This is a genomic window from Novosphingobium sp. (assembly GCF_039595395.1).
In the GTDB taxonomy this organism is placed as follows: domain Bacteria; phylum Pseudomonadota; class Alphaproteobacteria; order Sphingomonadales; family Sphingomonadaceae; genus Novosphingobium.
The window spans coordinates 2,314,108-2,332,012 of record NZ_JBCNLP010000001.1 but is presented as its reverse complement, the minus strand read 5'-3'; the positions used below and the strand labels follow the sequence as shown (position 1 = coordinate 2,332,012).

Genomic DNA, 17,905 nt, shown 5'->3' with positions numbered 1-17,905 from the left:
CATCTCATAATTTATAATTTAACTATATTTTCCGTATAAATTTCAAATTCCTTCAACATCAACGTACATTTCTTGGGCTGCACTTCCGCAGCACTTTCAGAAAGGAATGTATCATGGAAAAGCATGACGATCTGATCGACCTGGGCACCGCCAGCGTCGAGACCCTGGGGCCCCTCGGCGTCATCAGCGATGAAAATGGCAAGTCGCCCACCGCCGGCCTTTCCGACGACTGATCAAGTGGCGCGCAGATCGCACGACCTGCGCGCCATTTTTTGGAGGAGAGAGCGTCATGGGGTTCGAATTGCGCAAGGGAATCTCCTTCTGCGAGGTCAGCGATCGCCTGCTGTTTCTCGATGTCATGGCGGATCGCTATTTTTGCCTGCAGCCGGCAGCGGAGCATAGCTTTCGCGGCATGTTGTACGGCGGGGTCATCGATGACATGCAGCGCGGCGGTCTCATCGGCATGCTGCGGTCTGGCACGCTGATCGAAACACACGGCCATGGTGTACCCCATGCCTTCCGCATCCATCACCATGCCTCGCTCAGCCTGCTTGATGCGCAGAACGCACAAACGTCGGCTTCGCGCATCACGGGCGCGCTTTCGGCCATCATGGGCGCGCGCCTCAGCCTGCGTTGGCGCGGCCTCCATGCGATCCTCAAATCGATTGACCTGGGCCGGATACCCTGGCCACGATCGGGCGCGGTGGACCTCGATGCGATCCAGGAGACCGCCATGGCGTTCGAGAAAACATCGCGCGTCCTGCGCTCGCACGACAAATGCCTGTCGCGCTCGATTGCCCTGGCGCGCTATCTTGCGGCCCGCGGCCTTCCCGGTGACCTGGTCATCGGGGTCCGGCTGCGACCCTTTGGCGCCCACGCCTGGGTGCAATCGGGAAAATGGCTCGTCAATGACCGCATCGACACGGTGCGCTGCTACACCCCGATCATGGCCGTCTGATGGGCAGGCGCTTTATCATCCGCATCGTGCCGAAGGGAAGTGATGACGCCGCCCGCCTGGCCATCTTCAAAGGACAGGTTTCCATCAGCTCTGGACCAACGCTTGTCAGCGAAAGCGAGGGTCTGGCCATTGCCGCGCAGGACGTTCAGGGCCTTCACTGCGGCGACCATGGCATCATCCTGGGCACTCTTTTTCGGCGCGGCGAGCAGAATGCGGTCAAGGCGCTGAACCATGAAGAGCAGATGGCGATCATTGCCAGCCGTGGAAGGCACCTGGTCGAAGCCTATTGGGGCCCCTATGTCGCATGCCTCCCATCTCCCGATGGCAGCGTCATCGTCATGCGAGCGCCCTGGGGCGAGCTGCCTTGCTATCGCTTCGCATCCGAGGGCGCACAGTTCTTTGCCTCCGATATCGATCTGCTGGTGCGCTTTGCCGGCTACAGGCCATCGATTGCCTGGAATGCAGTCATCGACCACCTGATCCATGGCACCTTCTACCATAAGGCTACGTGCCTCGAAGGGGTCCAGCAATGTCCGGGCGGGGAGCGGTTGACCCTGGCTGGGGAGCGGGAGCAACGAGAAGACCTCTGGTCACCGTGGCACTTCACGACCCGGGACCGTCAGGTCAGGTGCCCGAGGGAAGCGTCAGATCTGGTAAGACAGACCGCTCTCGGCTGCATCGGGGCCCGGGCGTCCCAGTTCGAGCATGTTATGGTGACGCTGTCGGGTGGGCTCGACTCCTCGATCGTTGCCGCAAGCCTCGCAGCGGGCGAGGCAAGCTTTTCCGCGATGACGCTGGTGACCGGCGATGTGTCAGGCGATGAACGCCGCTATGCCGACCAGGTCAGCACGGCACTTGATTTCCCGCTCACCACACAATTTCGCGATGTCACGCAGGTCGATGTGCGGCGCTCGGGCGCGCGAGGGCGGCCCTTTCCCTGCGTCCAGGCCTTCTTCACGGAATCGATGCGTCTGGCCGAAAAGACCGCCGCGCAGCAAGGCGCTCAAGCTCTCTTCAATGGCGGCGGCGGCGACACGCTGTTCTGCACCATGCAGTCAGGTGCCCCGGCTGCGGATCGCCTGCTGGCAGAAGGCATTGGCCGGGGCTTCCTTCACACGCTCAGCGATATCAGCCAGTCGGCATCGGCCAGCATTTGGGCCGTGCTGCGCGATGCGCTCGCCCGCGCCTGGTTTGGCAGACCAGCCTTCCGCCACCGTCCTCGCTTCGATCTGCTGACCGATGCGGCACGTCAGATCGCCACAGCCGGCCCGGCCCACCCATGGCTAATCCCTCACGGAAACGTCCTTCCGGGAAAGGCTTTTCATGTTTGGGGCCTGGCGTTTTTCAAAAGCTATGTCGAATGCCTCGATCCTCAAAGCGAGCTGCAAGTCGTCGCCCCTCTCCTGAGCCAGCCACTGGTCGAGGCCTGCCTCACCATTCCCAGTTGGCTGTGGTTCGATGCGGGCCATAATCGCATAGCCGCGCGCCGGGCATTTGACGGCCTGCTACCCGCCGAAATCCTCTCGCGCCGCTCCAAGGGCGTGCCGACCAGCTTCAGCTTCGAAATCATGGAGACGCACCGTGACGCGATCCGCAGCATGCTGATCGACGGGCAACTTGCCCGGCAGGGCTTGATCGACCTGCCGGGCGCTTTGGCCATCCTTGACGCGCCGCAACTGGCGAGTGAAGACGATGTGGGTCGCGTGCTCGGCTTTCTCGATGTCGAGGCGTGGGCTTCGAGCTGGTCAGCTCCCGCCGGATGAATCCGCCTGATCGCGCCTGGCCTTCATCGCCTCCCAGCGCGCAAATTGCGCCGCCTTCGCCGGGTCCGGATCGACCTGGCCCTGAAGCCAGAAGGAGAACCAGTCGAGATTACGCTCATAGACCGCCTGCCGGTGAACCGGTTGCCATTTGTTGTGGTACTCGTCGGGATAGATATACATCTCGACGGGCTGCCCTGCCTCGCGGAGCGCCGTGAAGGTTTCCAGCGCCAATTGCGTTTCCCGATCCGCGAGTTGCATCAGCATTGGTCTGTCCATACGCGTTGCCGAAAGCGACATGGACCATGGGGCCCAGAACGCCTCATCATGGGCAATCGTCCTCGGGTAGCCGACAGCGTGCTCGGCATCGGCAAAGGCAATGCCGCCGGCATTCATCATGGCATTGGTGTCGGTGCAGCATGTGCTGATGGCCGCCGCAGCAAAGAGGCGGGTGTTGACCAGGGCAAAGCGCGTTCCCGATGCGCCATCGCTCAGGCCCGTGATGCCGATCCGTGCCGGATCGACAACACCGCGTGCCAGCACGGCTTTGACTCCGGTGACGAGCGACGACAGGAGACTGCGCCGCTCATTCCAGTCCTTGACGCCAGCTGCGATGATGGCGGTTTGGTCATGAAGATCGGGGTTGTCACTGCCGTAGGGAGCCGGACGGTCGAGGCTCAGCACCGCAAAGCCGCGGGCTGCAAAGGCATAGACGGGGTACTCGTCCCCCGTGCCGCCACGCAGGAACCCGAGGCTATGATATTGGGTGATGACCAGCGGCAGTTTCGTGCCCGGCTTGTAGTCGGGCGGCAGCACGAGATCGCCCCAGGCCGGCAGACCGATGTCATTGGCCCAGGTCAGACGCGTCACCGTGCCAAGGCGGAGTGACTTGAATTCAGGATTGGGATCATAGACCGTCCGCTGCTTGCCGCTCTTGAGGTCAATCTCGACAATATGGCGCGGTGTCACTGAATTCTCCGAGGCGCAGACCAATGCCTCTCCGCGCGACAGGCACCCCCGCAACACATCATCGGTGAGCAGGATGCGATGAAACTGCGATGTCCCTGGCACCCAGCGGATCAGAGACATCTGTGACAGGTTCCAGCCCTCGCGACGCAGAATGATCAGCGAGCGCCCGTCGCCGGACCACCAGAGCTTGTGGAAGCTGCCTGTGCAATCCTGACCGGTGCAGGCCATCCGCTTCCCATCAGCCCCCTCGACCAGAAGCCGCAAGGGGCTGTTCGGGTTTGCCGAGACGTGCTCGGTCCATGCGTGAAGGCCAGAGGGCGATCGGGCTGACGGCAGGCTGTCCTCCGGAGGGAGCAACAGATCACGCTGAGCCTGTGTTGCAGCGGCGATGGTTCCCCCCTCCAGATCGGCAGTCGAGACCACCTGGGGAAGCGACGCCGGTGCCAAGGGGCGGACCGATTGGGTGGTCATGATCCGCGCATCATTGAGCCAGCCGCTCCTCCCTTCCCGGTCGATTGCCTTCTCAGCCTCGACCAAGGCAGGCGTCGAGCGATAGATCAGAAAACGGCTGTCCGGACTCCAGGCAAAGCGCTCCACATCGACAGGTGACTGGGTGACGGGGTGCCCTCGAGCCCCCACGCCCGGCTTGCCGTCGGCGCGCGCGCGCCAGAGCTGGGTCACGCCGTGATCGCGGCGCAGATAGGCAACCCACTGGCCATCAGGTGACCAGACGGGCGGAGGCGCCACCGGTGTACCGCTGTGCTGGATGACACCACCGGGGGCGCCAGGCACGACGCCGGTCCCCGTGAGGAGATCGCCGCCCTGATCAAGCGCATGAGGCGCAGGCGGGCCGTCGAGATTGACCACCACCAGAGCGCGGCAATAGCCATTGCTCTCCGGGTCCGCCTGATTGAGCACCAGGGCAAGCCTGCGCCGATCGGGCGAAAGCGCAAGCGGCATCGAATAGGACCAATAAGCCGCGTCGGGAACACCGATGTCCCTAAGCCGCAAGATGTCATTCGCGGTGACAAGCCGCGAGGCAAACGGCTTGTCTCGGGATCCGGAAACCAGATCATCGCAGGAGGCCTTGGCCTGGGGCGCGGCGCCAAGGCAGGCGATGGACAAGCCCACACTCGCGGCCAGGCGCATGCGGTAAAAAGCCGAATTTACCATGACTTGGTCACTCCCATGCCGATGGTGCGGCCGATGGCCGAATAGTTCGTGCTGTCGAAAGAGGTCTCGTAATAAAGGCTTGTGGCGATCACCGGCGGCTTGTCGTTGAGCAGATTCTGCACCGTCAGGCTAAGCGCCAGTCCACGAAGCGGACCCTCGGTCGCGCCAAAGGCATAACGGGCGGTGAGATCCTGCGTCACCATGCCGCCCAGGCGGATCGGCGTCGCGGTGCGGGTGTCGGTGACCCCGCCAATCACAGTGGTCACCGTGTTGAGGGTGAGCCCCCCCTTGCCCCAGGTCAGATTGGCATTGCCGCGCCAGTGCGGCGGATTGTAGAGCGTCCCGGCCAGATCGGTGGTTGGGCCCCCGGCTATGAGCTGCTGATGGCTGACGAGATAGGCGACATTCCCGCTCAGCCTGAGGTCCCCGCCGTCGCGTCCCAGGCTGGTCTTGTAATCGACAAGCATATCAATCCCATGGATCGTCTGGCGACCGGCATTGAAGTTGGTGTTGTAGACGATCGCGGCGACACTGGCAGGGTCGAAGGCGCCACCGACGTAATTGGTGAAAGAGGTCTTGTTGGTCACAGTAGAGGTGATGTCTGCCGATGTCGGCGCGAAATCTGTCCATGGTGCGTAGGCAGGCGTGCTCAAGGCCTGCGTCGGATACTGGATCGGCGAGACGATACGATCCTTGTACACCGTCGAAAAATAGCTGGCCTGTAACCGGAGACCGGGCACCTGATGCGGCGTGAAATCCATTGTTGCCGCCCAGTTTTCAGCCCGCTCCGGCTTGAGGTTGACGTTGCCCCCGGCAACATAGATGACCGTGGCGTTCGATGAGTACCCCGCGCCACCTCGGCTGGCAGCGGTGTAGAGCGAGGCCGTGAGCCCCTGGTGTTGTTGATAGAGGGTTGGCGCCCGGAAGGAGCGCCCCCAGCTTCCCTTGATGCTGAGATCGGGCACCGGCGCGTAGATGATGCCCAGTTTGGGCGTCACCACCGAACCGATGCCGGGATAACGCTCATAGCGCAGCGCACCGCTCAGGCTAAGGCGATCGATCCCGGCCATGCTCTGCTTGGGTGACACCACCGGTATGCTCACCTCGCCATAGGCATAGGTGCTGCTTTGCGACCCGATAAAGTTGAGGGCATTCCCCTGCCCCGCAAACAGGTTCATACTGTTGGCGCGATACCCCGCGCCAGTGGCCACTTTCACGGGCCCCGCCGGCAGATCGAACAGTCGCCCGTCGGCCGCCAGCTCCACCGATTTGCCCTCGTTGCAATAGCAGGCCGATGACACCGTGCTGAGCGTCGTGCCCACATAGATATCATTGGTGAGATGGACCGTTTCGGTGCCGTAGACACCGGAGAGCGCAAGATGCCAGTCCTTCCCCAGTTGCAATTTGAGCGACGGGGCGATCGCGCCCGATCGGCTGGAGGAATAGCTCTCCTGATGCGCCGTGTCCCAGCTTCCATCGGTGCTCAGCGTCACGCCCGAAGCGCTCCAGCGCTTGTTATAGAGCGCATCCACCTCGAAGGTCAGCGTGTCGGTCAACGCCTGATGCGCGGAGAAGGCCGCCGCATGATGATGCATCGCCGGATAGATGATGATGTTCGGGCGCCCCGCCGTGAAGCTGCGCTGCGAGGAAAAGATGTCGCTGTTTTGGCCATATTCGTAAGCCGCAACAAAGCCGCCGGTGGACCATTTGTGCCCGGTCACCACGCCATATTGCTGCTGGAAATCGCCGCCATCTGTTGCGCCGCCCAGATTGGCGCTGGTCTGCAAGCCCTCGTAGTCGCGCTTCAGGATGATATTGACCACCCCGGCCACGGCATCGGAGCCGTAGAGGGCAGAAGCGCCATCGGCGACCACCTCGACCCGATCGACCATGCCGAAGGGCACGGAGGACAGGTCGACACCCTGCCGGGTGCCATTGTAGGCCAGCCGGTGACCGTTGAGCAGGGTGAGCGTCGCATCGCTGCCAAGACCGCGCAGATTGGCCGTCGATGCACCGGCAACATTGACACCGCTTGCAGACGGCACGCTGAGCGCAACACCTGGGTTTTGACCTCCCCCGAAATCCTGGGGCAGACCCCGCATGACATCGCCAAGGGTGCTCTGGCCGCGTTCCTCCATGGCCTGATGATCAAGTACGATCACCGGAGAGGCAATCGGTGCCCCCCGGATACGGCTGCCGGTGACCACGATGTCGCTGCCGCTCTTGGCCTCGTCGCCCTCCTCCGATCCGCCGGCGTCGGCCTCGATAATCAGGCCTGTTCCAATCGAACGGGCATGGAGACCGCTCCCCGCCAGCAGCGCCAGCACCGCCGCATCGAGCGTGAAGGAACCCTTCAGCGCGGGCGCCTGTCGCCTGGCAAGTAGCCTGGCATCTCCACCGATGGACTTGCCCGTAGCCATTGAAACAGCACGCAGTGATGCCGCCAGTGATTGAGCCGGAAGTTGATAAGTGTGCGCCTGCTCTGTCTGGGCAGCAGCTTGGGGCGCGGCAACAATCAGCGAGATAAGACTTGTCGACATGGACGCGGCGACAGCCGCCTTACGCAAGAACCTCATGGAAAACTCCCCGCGCGGTCCGCAGATGCGGTGCCGCTGGGAGGGTCAACAAGTCAGCCCGCTCGATGTCCGGGAATTTTTTCGCATCAATTTCGCTGGGCCAGAAGAATGGTCCCTTGCTGCCCGCGCGCAATATCCAGCCCGAAGGTCGCTGCGATCATCTGGGCGATATCCTGATTATCGCGTGTTCTGATGGTGCCTGTATAGCGCAGGGACTGGAGTGCCGGCTGGGCCAGCACGATCCGGCCGGAGCCGTGACGATTGGCCTGGGCAATCACTTCGGAAAGCGGCCGGTCGTCAAAGGTCAGTGTCGGCGTCGTCCAGTCTGCCTCATCCGGAGGCATCGCAACGGGTTGCGCTTGCCTATCGTCCTTCTCGATCACCAGCCGCTGTCCAGGAAGGAGATATCGACCGGGCGGCGGGGATGCCTGAGGCTGTTGTCCAGGCCCAGGCCGGGTGGGCGTGCGCACTTCGATCGAACCCCGGATCAGCGACACCGCCAGACGCTGAGCGCGCAGATCGACATCGAACACCGTGCCGTGGGCCACAACCTCCCGTCCGCCGGCGGTGACGATGAAGGGATGATCGGGATCATGGGCGACATCGAAACGAGCCCGCCCGTGCAGGAGGGTCACCCGCCGCTCGGCGGCTGTGAAATTGGCCGCCAGTTCGCTTGCGCCATCAAGGGTGACTCGCGAGCCATCCGGCAGTGTCGTCGTGCGAATGTCATTGGCCCCGCTCGCCAAACGCTCCTGCCTGACGACAGAAGGCGCGTTGTTCGTCATCCAGATCCGCGCAATACCGGCAATGACGACAAGTCCCAGCACCAGGCTTGCGGCAATCGCAAGACAATTTCGGAACCTGCGCCCGGCATCATATTTGGCAAGCCGGTCGGGCACGTCGGCGGTTGGTGTTAACGCCGAGGCCCCATTGAGCCTCCAGGTCGCGAGAACAGATTCAAACATGGCCTTGTGGCGGGGATCGGCTTCATGCCAGGCCCGGAAGGCTCGCTCGGTTTCAGGATCCGGACCTGCGCGGACCTTGCCCAGCCATTCGAGGGCTTCCCGACGCAACGGATCTTCGGCAGGTTCATCCTGCCCAAAGGGCGCCGTCAACGAGACCTCAGGGTTCGGTCGAGGTGAGCGATCGCTTTCGTCATGTGCCACACCACCCCTTTCCTCCGCAGCCCCATCCGCTGTCCTATTTCCTCGTAGCTAAGCCCATCCACGCGGTGGGCAAGAAAAATGTCGCGGGTCTTGGGCTTTAGCTGCATCAACGCAGACTGGACCCGGTTGATCATGTCGCGCGCTTCAAGCGTTTCAACCAGATCCGGCGCTGTTAACCCCGCGTCCTCGACCGGCAAGGTGTTGGCCCGCGCGCGCTCATAGGCCGACTTTGACTCGTTCCTGAGCACATTGCTTGCGATGCGGTTGAGATAGGCCTCGGGCCGCTCAATGTCATGATCGCGACGCGCATCTGCATCGGCCAGACGCACGAAACTCTCCTGCATCAGGTCATGCGCGTCCTGATGATCGGCGCGGTGTTTGAAAAAGCGCAGCAAACCCGGCGCTTCACGGCGATAGATATCCGCAAGAACCAGCTTTGAAACACGCGACACCCGGTCTTCGGGCGGCAGGGGCTCAGTTTCGAGGGGCCGTGGCGAAAGCGATGCGATAAACTGCCGAAAGAGGGTCATGCCGGCCACCATACCGGCGCCATCGCCGCGGTTCCCTGACCGTATCCAATCTTCGTGATCTGCAATGTCGACATCGGCTTGCCTCAAATCATGAGGCGATGCCGACCGAAGCCGGGTGTTGAGAACACACTAGAGGCAGCATGCGCCGATGCCTTTAGCTGCAAGCAGCCTGAACATACACATCGGCCACCCGGACACATGTCGGCGGACCAGAAAAACATTTCCTCTAGCGAGGTTCTCACGCCTCGGCATAGTCCGAAAGACTATGCAAAGGGGAGAATATGACGGAACAGTGAAATAGCAAGCGCAAATATCAGCAAGACATTTTCGTTATTTGTATCACATAGGTCCGTTCTTATGACCGTCTAGCAAAGCTTGGGCCAACCGAACTCGACAACATAAACAATGTTCTCAAAAGGCGGATTGGACAAAAAATTACCGCGCATCCCAACTCTACGCATCGAAATTACCACTTCCGGTATTTCCCGCCAGGGCTCATCTCGCTGCGAACATACTGGCCGCAGCACCGAACGTGATGCGCAGATGCTCCGGGGCCCCGGCAGGTGGCAGGCCGGCACCGCGGCGAAGCCAAGAGGAGCTGCCGACAGCGCGGCGGCTGTTCCCCAAGCACCGCCCACACGGGGGCGCCACGATGCAGCATCCTGTGGCATCAGCAAATCGGCGAAGGCCTGCGCCAACGCCTCCCACAGAATGGCCAATTCACGGGACTGGATGCGAATGGCCGTTCCCCTGCCGAGATTGAGCAGGCCATCGGCCATCGCGGGCGGGGGCGTGTCCGTGAGTCATCTGGCCAAGGCGTTGTTTCAGCTCGGACTCACACAAAAGGAACCTGCCGTTTCAGCATGGAAGGTACGCCTGACAAGCATCAGAGCCCCGACGCATACACTGCATCTTTCGGGCCCAAGGGCATCTCCATCTGCGCCTCGATCCTGCCTAGGCGCAGATAGAGATTATGCGGTCCGATGCGCTCTGGCGCCTGCGCTCGGTGATGAGCGCAGGCGCCGCGCCTGGCTCAACTGTCAAATGATCGTATTCGATACGGCAGAATGGCTGCCTGCCTCCTCGGGTTGCCATTGATAACGCTAGCGATCACCTCATGTTTCGTCATCAGCTTTGTTGAGGCGGGCCTGCGCATCCAAGGGCGCGCGCACTTTTGCGCTTTACCTCGCCGGCTTTCCATCGCGGAGCAAAGAGGAGGATGTTGCACCCAGGCCCTTCACGCCTACATTGGGGAGATGCTTCGTCCTGTCTCTGCCAAAACCCGTTCGGTCGTGCTCGTTTTCAGAAAATGCTCGAAAAAGCTTGGCGGCGGTTTCGGCAAAAAGGGCAGCAAGTCTCAGGCGAAGGAAACTGCGCAAATTGGCTGGCGGCGGGCAAGGGCGAAAGGAAGACCTGCTTATCCTCGAGACCGCATGTCTGAAGCTCTGCTCCAAAGGTGCCGCGTCGTGATGGATGCGACGAGACCTGAAAACTGGCTTATCGTGCCGGCGCAAACCGAAGCGGAAGCGGTGCTTGAAAAGACGGGATTGCCTGCCATCTCTCGCGGCTAAGATGGATCCCTGGCAGCCTAGCGGGACCAGTTACTGGGCGGTGTCCCCCAGCGCATTGAGGGTCTGGAGGCTGGACCATGTGGCGATGCCGGGCAAGGAAGGCCTGCGCCCATTCCGAGTTAGTTTGCCTAGGCCGTAAACACGCGAGCCAGTTTTTACTTTGGCATGCATCGTAGCGGCTGGTCCCAGCATAATATCCTGCACCAACATATTGGAGAATGCCATGCCAGGGAAGAGCCGAGGCGGATGCGATTCAAGGCATCCGCCAAAAGCAGCCCCCTGCTCCGTCATCATGATCCTGATTGGCCATGATTTAACGGATTGATATGGACCCGGCTACCAAAACGGGCTCAAGCCAGCAAGCGTATCTTGGGCTCACGATCCCAATGGCGAGCCGGGGCCGTTGAGGCAAAGTCCTCGATGCCGACCACACCCTCATCCGATTCCAGCCCCCATTGCTCCAGCAGCGCCTTGGTGGCGGGGCAGGCGCCAATGGTTTTACAATGGGCGTAGGCATCGGCGAACCAGGCTTGCGTCGTGCTGCATTTGGCCATGGCTTGCGCCGCGTCGGGCATGATGATCGAGGCCACCGCATCGAAGATCACCGAGGGGCTGCCCGCCAGTTGCCCATCTGCCTTGAGCGTTCCGCCCTTGACCTTGATCCCGCCCACCCTGGGCGCGACCAGCAACACCGATCCACCTGCCTTTTCGATCTGGGCCTTCAGCTTTTCGATGGCCTCAAGGTTCGATCCTTCCGCAAACAGGATGCCCACTTTGCGGCCCGAAAGCGAGGGCTGTCCCTGCTCCAGGATCGACAGCGCGGGTGAAGGTTCCATGTCGATGGGTGGGCTGGCCGCTTCCGCCGCTTCGGGCAGATCCATCGCCAGTCCGGCGGCGACGCGCGCGGCCAGCTCCTCATCCACATTGCGCAGCCGCGAGAGCACGCGCAGCCGCACCGGCTCCAAAGCCACCTTGGACAGCTCGAAGACGATGGCGCTGGCCAGATGCGCCTGCTCGGGTGCGGTCTGCGAGCGGTAGAACAGCCGCGCATGGCTGTAATGGTCGGCAAACAGATCGGGGCGGATGCGCAGCCGCGTGTCGGCCTCATTGGGCTCGACATTGCCGGGGAAGGAGGTGAAGGCGGTCGCCGGGCATTCGCGGGGACCGCCATCCTCGTCCGCTGCGGTTAGCGAGTTGGGCTCGTAATTGGCGCGGCCTTTGGGGACCTGGGTCTGCATCATACCGTCGCGCTGGAAATTGTGGAACGGGCATTTGGGCGCGTTGACCGGGATCTGGTGGAAGTTCGCCGTGCCCAAACGCGACTTCTGCGTGTCGAGATAGGAGAACAGCCGCCCCTGCAGCAACGGATCGGCGGAGAAGTCGATGCCGGGCACGATGTTGGCGGGGCAATAGGCCACCTGCTCGGTCTCGGCGAAGAAATTGTCGGGGTTGCGGTTGAGCGTCATGCGCCCGATGATCCGCACCGGCACGACCTCCTCGGGGATCAGCTTGGTGGCGTCGAGCACATCATAGGGTTGCTCCGCAGCCCAGTCCTCGTCGAAGATCTGCACGCCCAGATCCCAGGCCGGGAAATCGCCGCTTTCGATGGCTTCGTACAGGTCGCGGCGGTGATAGTCCGGGTCGGCGCCCGCGATTTTGACCGCCTCGTCCCAGCAGGTCGATTGCATGCCCTGCACCGGCTTCCAGTGGAACTTGACAAGCTTGCTTTCGCCCTTGGCGTTGACAAGCAGGAAGGTGTGGATGCCGAAACCCTCCATGAAACGCAGCGAGCGCGGGATCGCCCGGTCCGACATGGCCCACATCACCATATGCATGGTCTCGGGCATCAGGCTGACGAAATCCCAGAAGGTGTCATGGGCGGATGCCGCCTGCGGATAGCCCTTGTCAGCCTCCATCTTCACGGCATGGATCAGGTCGGGGAACTTGATCGCATCCTGGATGAAGAACACCGGGATGTTGTTGCCGACCAGATCCCAGTTGCCCTCATCTGTGTAGAACTTGACCGCGAAACCGCGGACGTCGCGCGGGGTGTCGACGCTGCCCGCGCCGCCCGCCACGGTGGAGAAGCGGGTGAAGACCGGCGTCTGCTTGCCTTTTTCGGCAAACAGTCCGGCGCGGGTCAGTTCGGGGATGGGATCGGTGCATTCGAACACGCCATGCGCCGCCGATCCGCGCGCGTGGACGATGCGTTCGGGAATGCGCTCATGGTCGAAGTGGAAGATCTTCTCGCGCAGCACGAAATCTTCGAGCAGCACCGGGCCGCGCGCGCCGGCCTTCAGGCTGTTTTGATTGTCGCTGATGCGGATGCCCTGATTGGTGGTGAGATGGGCCTGATCGTCCTGATGCGCGCCCTTGGCGGGCACGTTCTGATGGGTTTCGCCACCGTTGCCGATGCTGGTTTCAAACGCGGGGTCTGTGGTTTTTTTCGACATGTCAGTATGATCCCTGATCGGACTGGCACATAAGCCTTGTGCCGGACGTAGGATGTTCAAAAGATCAGGTGGCTGGGTGTTCCATGGATTAGGCGCATGAGAGACCAAGCGTCACACTGCCGCGACGAAACATGTGCGAGGCATGAAACCAAGATTGAAGCTGTTCATGTCTCGGCTGTCAAAGCAAAGCCATAGTGGTTTTTAAGGGGCAGTTCCAGGAATCAGAATAGGTCGGCTATTCCTGACCTCAGTGTGAGAAGCTGCTGTTTCGGTTCCCACGACAACGACGGCAGTCGCAGCCCCGGTCCGCCCTTTCTACCGGGCAGCGCGAGTCGCTTGTTCATAGGCCAGCCGCGCCGCTGACATCAGGCTGTGTCCAGTGAGCGATGCCGCTTCTGGCGTCATCGTGATAGCCACGCCGGCAGGCCCATCAAGGATGACAAGACCCTCTTCCGCAGTTGCAACCCCCGGCTCGGTTTCTGGCGGGGGAATGCTCGATTGCGTCCTCATGCAACCATCCTTTCAGGTGATCGAGACCGCATTCGCAGCCTTTTCATTGTAAAGATAGGCGTCCTTGAACTGCCCGCGGGCGCTCAGACGTTCCGGGTCGAACAGCTCGACCACCGATGAGCGAAAGGCACAAAGGCCCTCATCGCGCAGTTGGCGCACGACCCGATTGATATGAACAGACGTCAGGCCGCAAATCTCCGCCAGATCCGCCTGGGTCAGATCAAGATCAAACCGCCGGCCGTCGCTGAGCCCGGCCGACACAAGGCGCGCATTGGTTTCACAGAGGAAATGTGCCACCTTCCCAAGTGCATCAAGACGCCCCATCCGAAACAGCCAAGCCCGGTGGATCGCCGCATCGATCAGTGTGGCGAACCACAACTTGCGGTTCATCTCAGGAAAGTCGGCGAGCAGCACCTCCAACGCGGCGTGGGGAACGACTGCGACCGTGCACGGCGTCATCGTCGCCACGTCATGTTCGAGAACCTTGAGTGGAAAGGCGTGCAGGTCAACGAAATCGCCAGGCACATGGATGGCAACCAGTTGCCGCAATCCATTCCGGTCATCGATGTAGCGTGACATGATGCCATCGACCAAAAGAGTACTTTCATTGACTTGATGCCCTGCACGCATAAGCGTCGTGCGGGCTGGAACATGCCGGACTTCACTGATGGCCTTTTCGAGCGCAGCCCGCTCCGGAGGCATCAGCTTGACGCCCCGCTTGTCTTTCAGGAATCGTTGACTGAACATGATCCTTGCGTCTCTCCCTCGCGGTCTCGTCCAATGTCCTCGAACATTAAGAGAGGAAAGCCGGCAAAGTTTCGCGGAAGCCTGATAAAGAGCCAGGAGCATGTTGGCGCGATCAACGCCCCCCGGCACTTTATTTGGTTTGTTTCATCAACTCAGCTTTCCGAGCTGCCATCTTTTCGCCCAGAGCCTTGAGATCCAGATCCGTATCCCTGCTTTCAGGAAACATCTCACTCTCCTCCTCCTCGACGTGATGGTTGATGTATTCACCCAGCACGGTGACCTTTGCATCAAACAGCTGGTCGCCGGCTTTCATGCTGCGGATTTCGGCAATCAGTTGCTTGGCGCCGGCGTGCTCGACTTCAGCTTCGTCGAGAAGATCATCATCGTCGATCGCTTCGCGCGTTGCGGGATAATAGATTTCTTCTTCGATCTGGGTATGGACGATGAGCGCCAGGCAGATCTTGTCCGCAAGCACCTGCTTCTCCGCGTTGTCTTCGAGATCTTCGTACTGCTTGAACCAGGTTTTTACCTCTTTATGATCCGCCTTCAGAAGTTTGATGGCGTCGGCAGGCCTGGCTGCTGTCCGCGCCGCCTTGCGGCCCGACTTCGATCCGCTTCTTGTGGCATGAGTCGCGTTACTGGTCTTGGTTTTGGTCGCAGTCATTGGTTCTCTCCAAGATGTCTGTTGGGTATTTGGAGAAGGAACCGACTGTGGCGCGCAAAGACCCATTGAGTTGAAGCAAAGTTAACCTGCATCAGTACGATTGTCGGCCCTACTGGCATAGGAGCCTACATGTGACCCGCCAATTTCCAGGAGGGCCTGCGCGCTGCTGCTAATCGTCCAGTTGCGCAGCCCGCTGCACACAGGCCGGACCGCCAGGCCCCATCACAGGATCATGCTCCGGGTAAGGCAGCGATGTCATGCGCAAACATGCCTCAGGGTCAGGTGCCTCGCGGCAAATGTCCCAGCTTTGGCCTTCCGGGTAAGCGCCGACCACAAGGAAATCCTTGGAAGATTTCAGCGCCCGGTGGCCGGTGCCGGCTGGAAGGAGAATCGCATCACCTGCGCTCAATTCTATGTCGCGCCCGCCTGGACCGCCAATCGTCAACACAGCTTGGCCTGCAACCACACCCAACGCCTCATGGGCAGTGGAATGATAATGGTGATAGTCATACACGCCGTCGCGCCATTGCGGCGGCCAGCCATGCGCCTTGAAGATCCTTTCGAATTCACCGATCAGGTCTTCTGCTCTGGCGGAGGGCAGTGGCTGCCGATAAATGATGACAGGCAGTCTGGGGTTGTTTGGCACCCAGTCATGCTCGGCGAGGCGGAACGTTATGATTTCCATGAGGATAGAGCCTTTCGCTGACACAAACGGACATTGGCACCCCGGTTCACCGCATAAGCCGTGTTTCTTACCGCATGAAATTCGTCACAAAACATGGATTTCAGCTTGGGTAAGGTCAGCCACAGGCGCGTTTTCGCGACGAGGCAGAGAACGACGCCAGACTGCTCACGACGCCGCCCCTACGCGAAGTGTCTGGCTGAATAGCCCCAGGAGAGTGGGCGTGGGCGTCGTAAGGTCCATACCTAGTTCGCGTCAGGTGCGCGTCTGGAGACGTTGCACCAGCCACGCACCCGATGCGCAATCACCAGATCATCGCTGATTTTGTCAGCCCAGCCGTACACGATCCTCATGGTCATCGCGCTGACGACCGCCGTAAGCTGCGGCAACGCTTGCGATAAAAGCACCGATCACCATCGAGAGCGCCGTGAAGAAGCCGATCGCGGAGGATGCCTTCCGGGCCTTGTCGGCCGTTTCACGCAGCGCCTGGACGGTGTTGCCGACACGCTTGCGCGCCTCCTCGGGTGACAATCCCGTCTGAGCCGCAACCTGGTTCGCCAGATAGGATTGGTCGGCGTCATCGACATCGCCATGAGCAAGGACCCGAGCGATCTCCGCCCGCGCGTTGGCCGAAGACGCTTCGGTCATCGGGCGGTTGGAGCGCATGAGCGTGTCAGCCGCATAGCTTGCCGATGCTGCCGCAGAGGCCGCCGTCGCACCGGTGGCCGCCGCTGCCGCGTTGAGCGCAAGGCCGGCAATCAACACTGCAGAAACCGCCCAGGCCAGGAAGCCATGCGCCGTGTCGCGGAAAAAGACCTCATCCGTGTGGACGTTCGTCCAGCGCGTACGCAACCGACCGGCGAGATAGCCGCCCAGGAATGAGGACAGCCACTGGGTCACGATGAGCCAGATGCCGGTTCCAATGACGAAGCTGGTCGCTGTCACCCCTGCCCCGGGCCAGGGAGAAGCCACGGCAAAGCCCAGACCCGAGCCCAGCGAAAGGAGAATGAGCGTGCTGCCCATCGCCACCGCCGCGCCGGCAAAAACCGGCCCCCAATTGACGGCGGAGCGGCTCGACTCGACCGCTCCTGCAGCGGAGGGGGCCAAGGAATAATTTGGATTGGTCGCCATGTTCCGTCTCCTCAGTGCCAGAGCAGCAGCAAAAGGATGATGACCGGAATGGGAACACCAATGAGCCAGAGTAAAATCGGCATGTCCTGCCTCCTGCTTGATCGGCCGTTTCACAGGCCGCTTTTTTTTCACCTGTTGAAAGATGCAGGGAGGCGTTTGGGTCCTTGCTCCTAGTTTGATGCCGCGATCCATGCCGCTATTTGACGCCCGCTCTTGCCGATCATCCTGAGCAGCGCCCGGCTTGTGGCTATTTTCAAGGCCTGAACAGCCGAACCGAGCATGGGAGGAAGAAAGGAGAGCCTGCAAAACCCATGCTCGCGGCCCCCTACCATCCCGCCTTAAGAACTAAATCTCAGATAAGGGCGCAAATGTTTCGCATGAAAAACGACAGGAGAGCACTTTCAATAAACACTCTTCCCTCGCCCAGGAAAACCACGATCTTTCATCGACGGCCATTCCCCACAAAACAGGATGAACCGTGTTAGCAGACTTTCTACACTTCGTTGCAGCGTTTGGTCCGGCAAAGAGATCGCTGGTCTCTCCTGCGAGAAAACCCCTAAAAGCCCACGCATCGATGGCTTCGCCGGAGCGCTCTGGACAAAAGCCAAACATATTGGCCGCAGAAAATCCTGGTCTCGGCAGTAGAAATCTTGGCGCAGAATTCAGACGGTCGGCCTGAATCCAATGTCCCATAGATAGTCAAGCATGGCTTGAGCTTCTATTTCCACCAACTCTCGTGCTCCATCATCGCTTAACGCAACCAAAGCAGCACGTGCCAGCAAATTTGCTTTCCAACTGGTTTCATGAATGAGAGGATAATTAAGAATTCTGGGCGTTCCGATGGTCATTTAACGCCCATAATATTTGTGTGAGAACATCGGATTTCTTCGCGGCGGTGTCGACGGCTTGATGATATCAACTGAAACGACGATGCACATAGATCGTAGAAGCCCTTTGTGTGTCCCACGGCTTCTAAAAGACCAATCGACAATCACCAAAAAACTTTCTTATGAAA

At 60.7% G+C, this 17,905-nt stretch carries 15 protein-coding genes; 4 read left to right on the top strand and 11 right to left on the bottom strand.

The window, feature by feature from the left end:
* Nucleotides 1-113: 113 nt before the first annotated feature.
* Genes ABDW49_RS10775 through ABDW49_RS10765 form a run of 3 tightly spaced genes read left to right on the top strand, consistent with a single transcriptional unit; the run spans nucleotide 114 to nucleotide 2,721 of the window.
* Nucleotides 114-233, top strand: a complete 120-nt coding sequence (locus ABDW49_RS10775; RefSeq protein ID WP_343611830.1) for a benenodin family lasso peptide — start codon at nucleotides 114-116, stop codon at nucleotides 231-233.
* Between the two features lie 56 nt (nucleotides 234-289).
* Nucleotides 290-958 carry a lasso peptide biosynthesis B2 protein gene (locus ABDW49_RS10770; protein ID WP_343611829.1) on the top strand — a complete coding sequence of 223 codons (669 nt, stop codon included), beginning with the start codon at nucleotides 290-292 and terminating at the stop codon, nucleotides 956-958.
* On the top strand, nucleotides 958-2,721 hold the full coding sequence (locus ABDW49_RS10765; RefSeq protein WP_343611828.1) for an asparagine synthase C-terminal domain-containing protein: 1,764 nt from the start codon (nucleotides 958-960) through the stop codon (nucleotides 2,719-2,721). Before ABDW49_RS10770 ends, ABDW49_RS10765 begins: the two co-directional genes overlap by 1 nt.
* Here ABDW49_RS10765 and ABDW49_RS10760 read toward each other — a convergent pair.
* The 5 genes from ABDW49_RS10760 to ABDW49_RS10740 all read right to left on the bottom strand — a co-directional run bounded on the left by ABDW49_RS10760 (nucleotide 2,704) and on the right by ABDW49_RS10740 (nucleotide 9,911).
* Entirely contained in the window at nucleotides 2,704-4,836 is a 2,133-nt protein-coding gene (locus ABDW49_RS10760; protein WP_343611826.1) for an Atxe2 family lasso peptide isopeptidase, read from the bottom strand. The genes ABDW49_RS10765 and ABDW49_RS10760 overlap by 18 nt on opposite strands.
* 17 nt (nucleotides 4,837-4,853) lie before the next feature.
* Nucleotides 4,854-7,280 carry a TonB-dependent receptor gene (locus ABDW49_RS10755; RefSeq protein WP_343611825.1) on the bottom strand — a complete coding sequence of 809 codons (2,427 nt, stop codon included), beginning with the start codon at nucleotides 7,278-7,280 and terminating at the stop codon, nucleotides 4,854-4,856.
* 242 nt (nucleotides 7,281-7,522) lie between these two features.
* A complete protein-coding gene (locus ABDW49_RS10750; RefSeq protein WP_343611824.1) occupies nucleotides 7,523-8,551 on the bottom strand; it encodes a FecR domain-containing protein in 1,029 nt (342 codons plus the stop codon).
* Nucleotides 8,548-9,144, bottom strand: coding sequence for a sigma-70 family RNA polymerase sigma factor (locus tag ABDW49_RS10745; RefSeq protein ID WP_343611823.1), 597 nt, complete (start codon nucleotides 9,142-9,144; stop codon nucleotides 8,548-8,550). Before ABDW49_RS10745 ends, ABDW49_RS10750 begins: the two co-directional genes overlap by 4 nt.
* 353 nt (nucleotides 9,145-9,497) lie before the next feature.
* Nucleotides 9,498-9,911, bottom strand: coding sequence for a hypothetical protein (locus ABDW49_RS10740; protein ID WP_343611821.1), 414 nt, complete (start codon nucleotides 9,909-9,911; stop codon nucleotides 9,498-9,500).
* A 288-nt stretch (nucleotides 9,912-10,199) separates the two neighbouring features.
* Between ABDW49_RS10740 and ABDW49_RS10735 the strand changes: the two genes are divergently transcribed.
* On the top strand, nucleotides 10,200-10,703 hold the full coding sequence (locus ABDW49_RS10735) for a hypothetical protein (protein WP_343611820.1): 504 nt from the start codon (nucleotides 10,200-10,202) through the stop codon (nucleotides 10,701-10,703).
* Nucleotides 10,704-11,053: 350 nt separating this feature from the next.
* Here ABDW49_RS10735 and ABDW49_RS10730 read toward each other — a convergent pair whose 3' ends face one another.
* From ABDW49_RS10730 to ABDW49_RS10705, 6 genes are all read right to left on the bottom strand, one after another.
* Complete coding sequence (locus tag ABDW49_RS10730) at nucleotides 11,054-13,156, bottom strand: catalase (RefSeq protein WP_343611818.1); 2,103 nt, start codon at nucleotides 13,154-13,156, stop codon at nucleotides 11,054-11,056.
* A 522-nt stretch (nucleotides 13,157-13,678) separates the two neighbouring features.
* Nucleotides 13,679-14,413, bottom strand: a complete 735-nt coding sequence (locus ABDW49_RS10725; protein ID WP_343611816.1) for a Crp/Fnr family transcriptional regulator — start codon at nucleotides 14,411-14,413, stop codon at nucleotides 13,679-13,681.
* 130 nt (nucleotides 14,414-14,543) lie between these two features.
* Nucleotides 14,544-15,077 (bottom strand): hemerythrin domain-containing protein, encoded by a 534-nt coding sequence (locus tag ABDW49_RS10720; protein WP_343611814.1) that lies wholly within the window; start codon nucleotides 15,075-15,077, stop codon nucleotides 14,544-14,546.
* 169 nt (nucleotides 15,078-15,246) lie between these two features.
* Nucleotides 15,247-15,762: a cupin domain-containing protein gene (locus ABDW49_RS10715; RefSeq protein WP_343611812.1), complete on the bottom strand. Its 516-nt coding sequence runs from the start codon at nucleotides 15,760-15,762 to the stop codon at nucleotides 15,247-15,249.
* A gap of 324 nt (nucleotides 15,763-16,086) precedes the next feature.
* Complete coding sequence (locus ABDW49_RS10710; protein ID WP_343611810.1) at nucleotides 16,087-17,082, bottom strand: hypothetical protein; 996 nt, start codon at nucleotides 17,080-17,082, stop codon at nucleotides 16,087-16,089.
* 470 nt (nucleotides 17,083-17,552) lie between these two features.
* Nucleotides 17,553-17,738 carry a hypothetical protein gene (locus tag ABDW49_RS10705; RefSeq protein ID WP_157098851.1) on the bottom strand — a complete coding sequence of 62 codons (186 nt, stop codon included), beginning with the start codon at nucleotides 17,736-17,738 and terminating at the stop codon, nucleotides 17,553-17,555.
* Nucleotides 17,739-17,905: the final 167 nt, after the last annotated feature.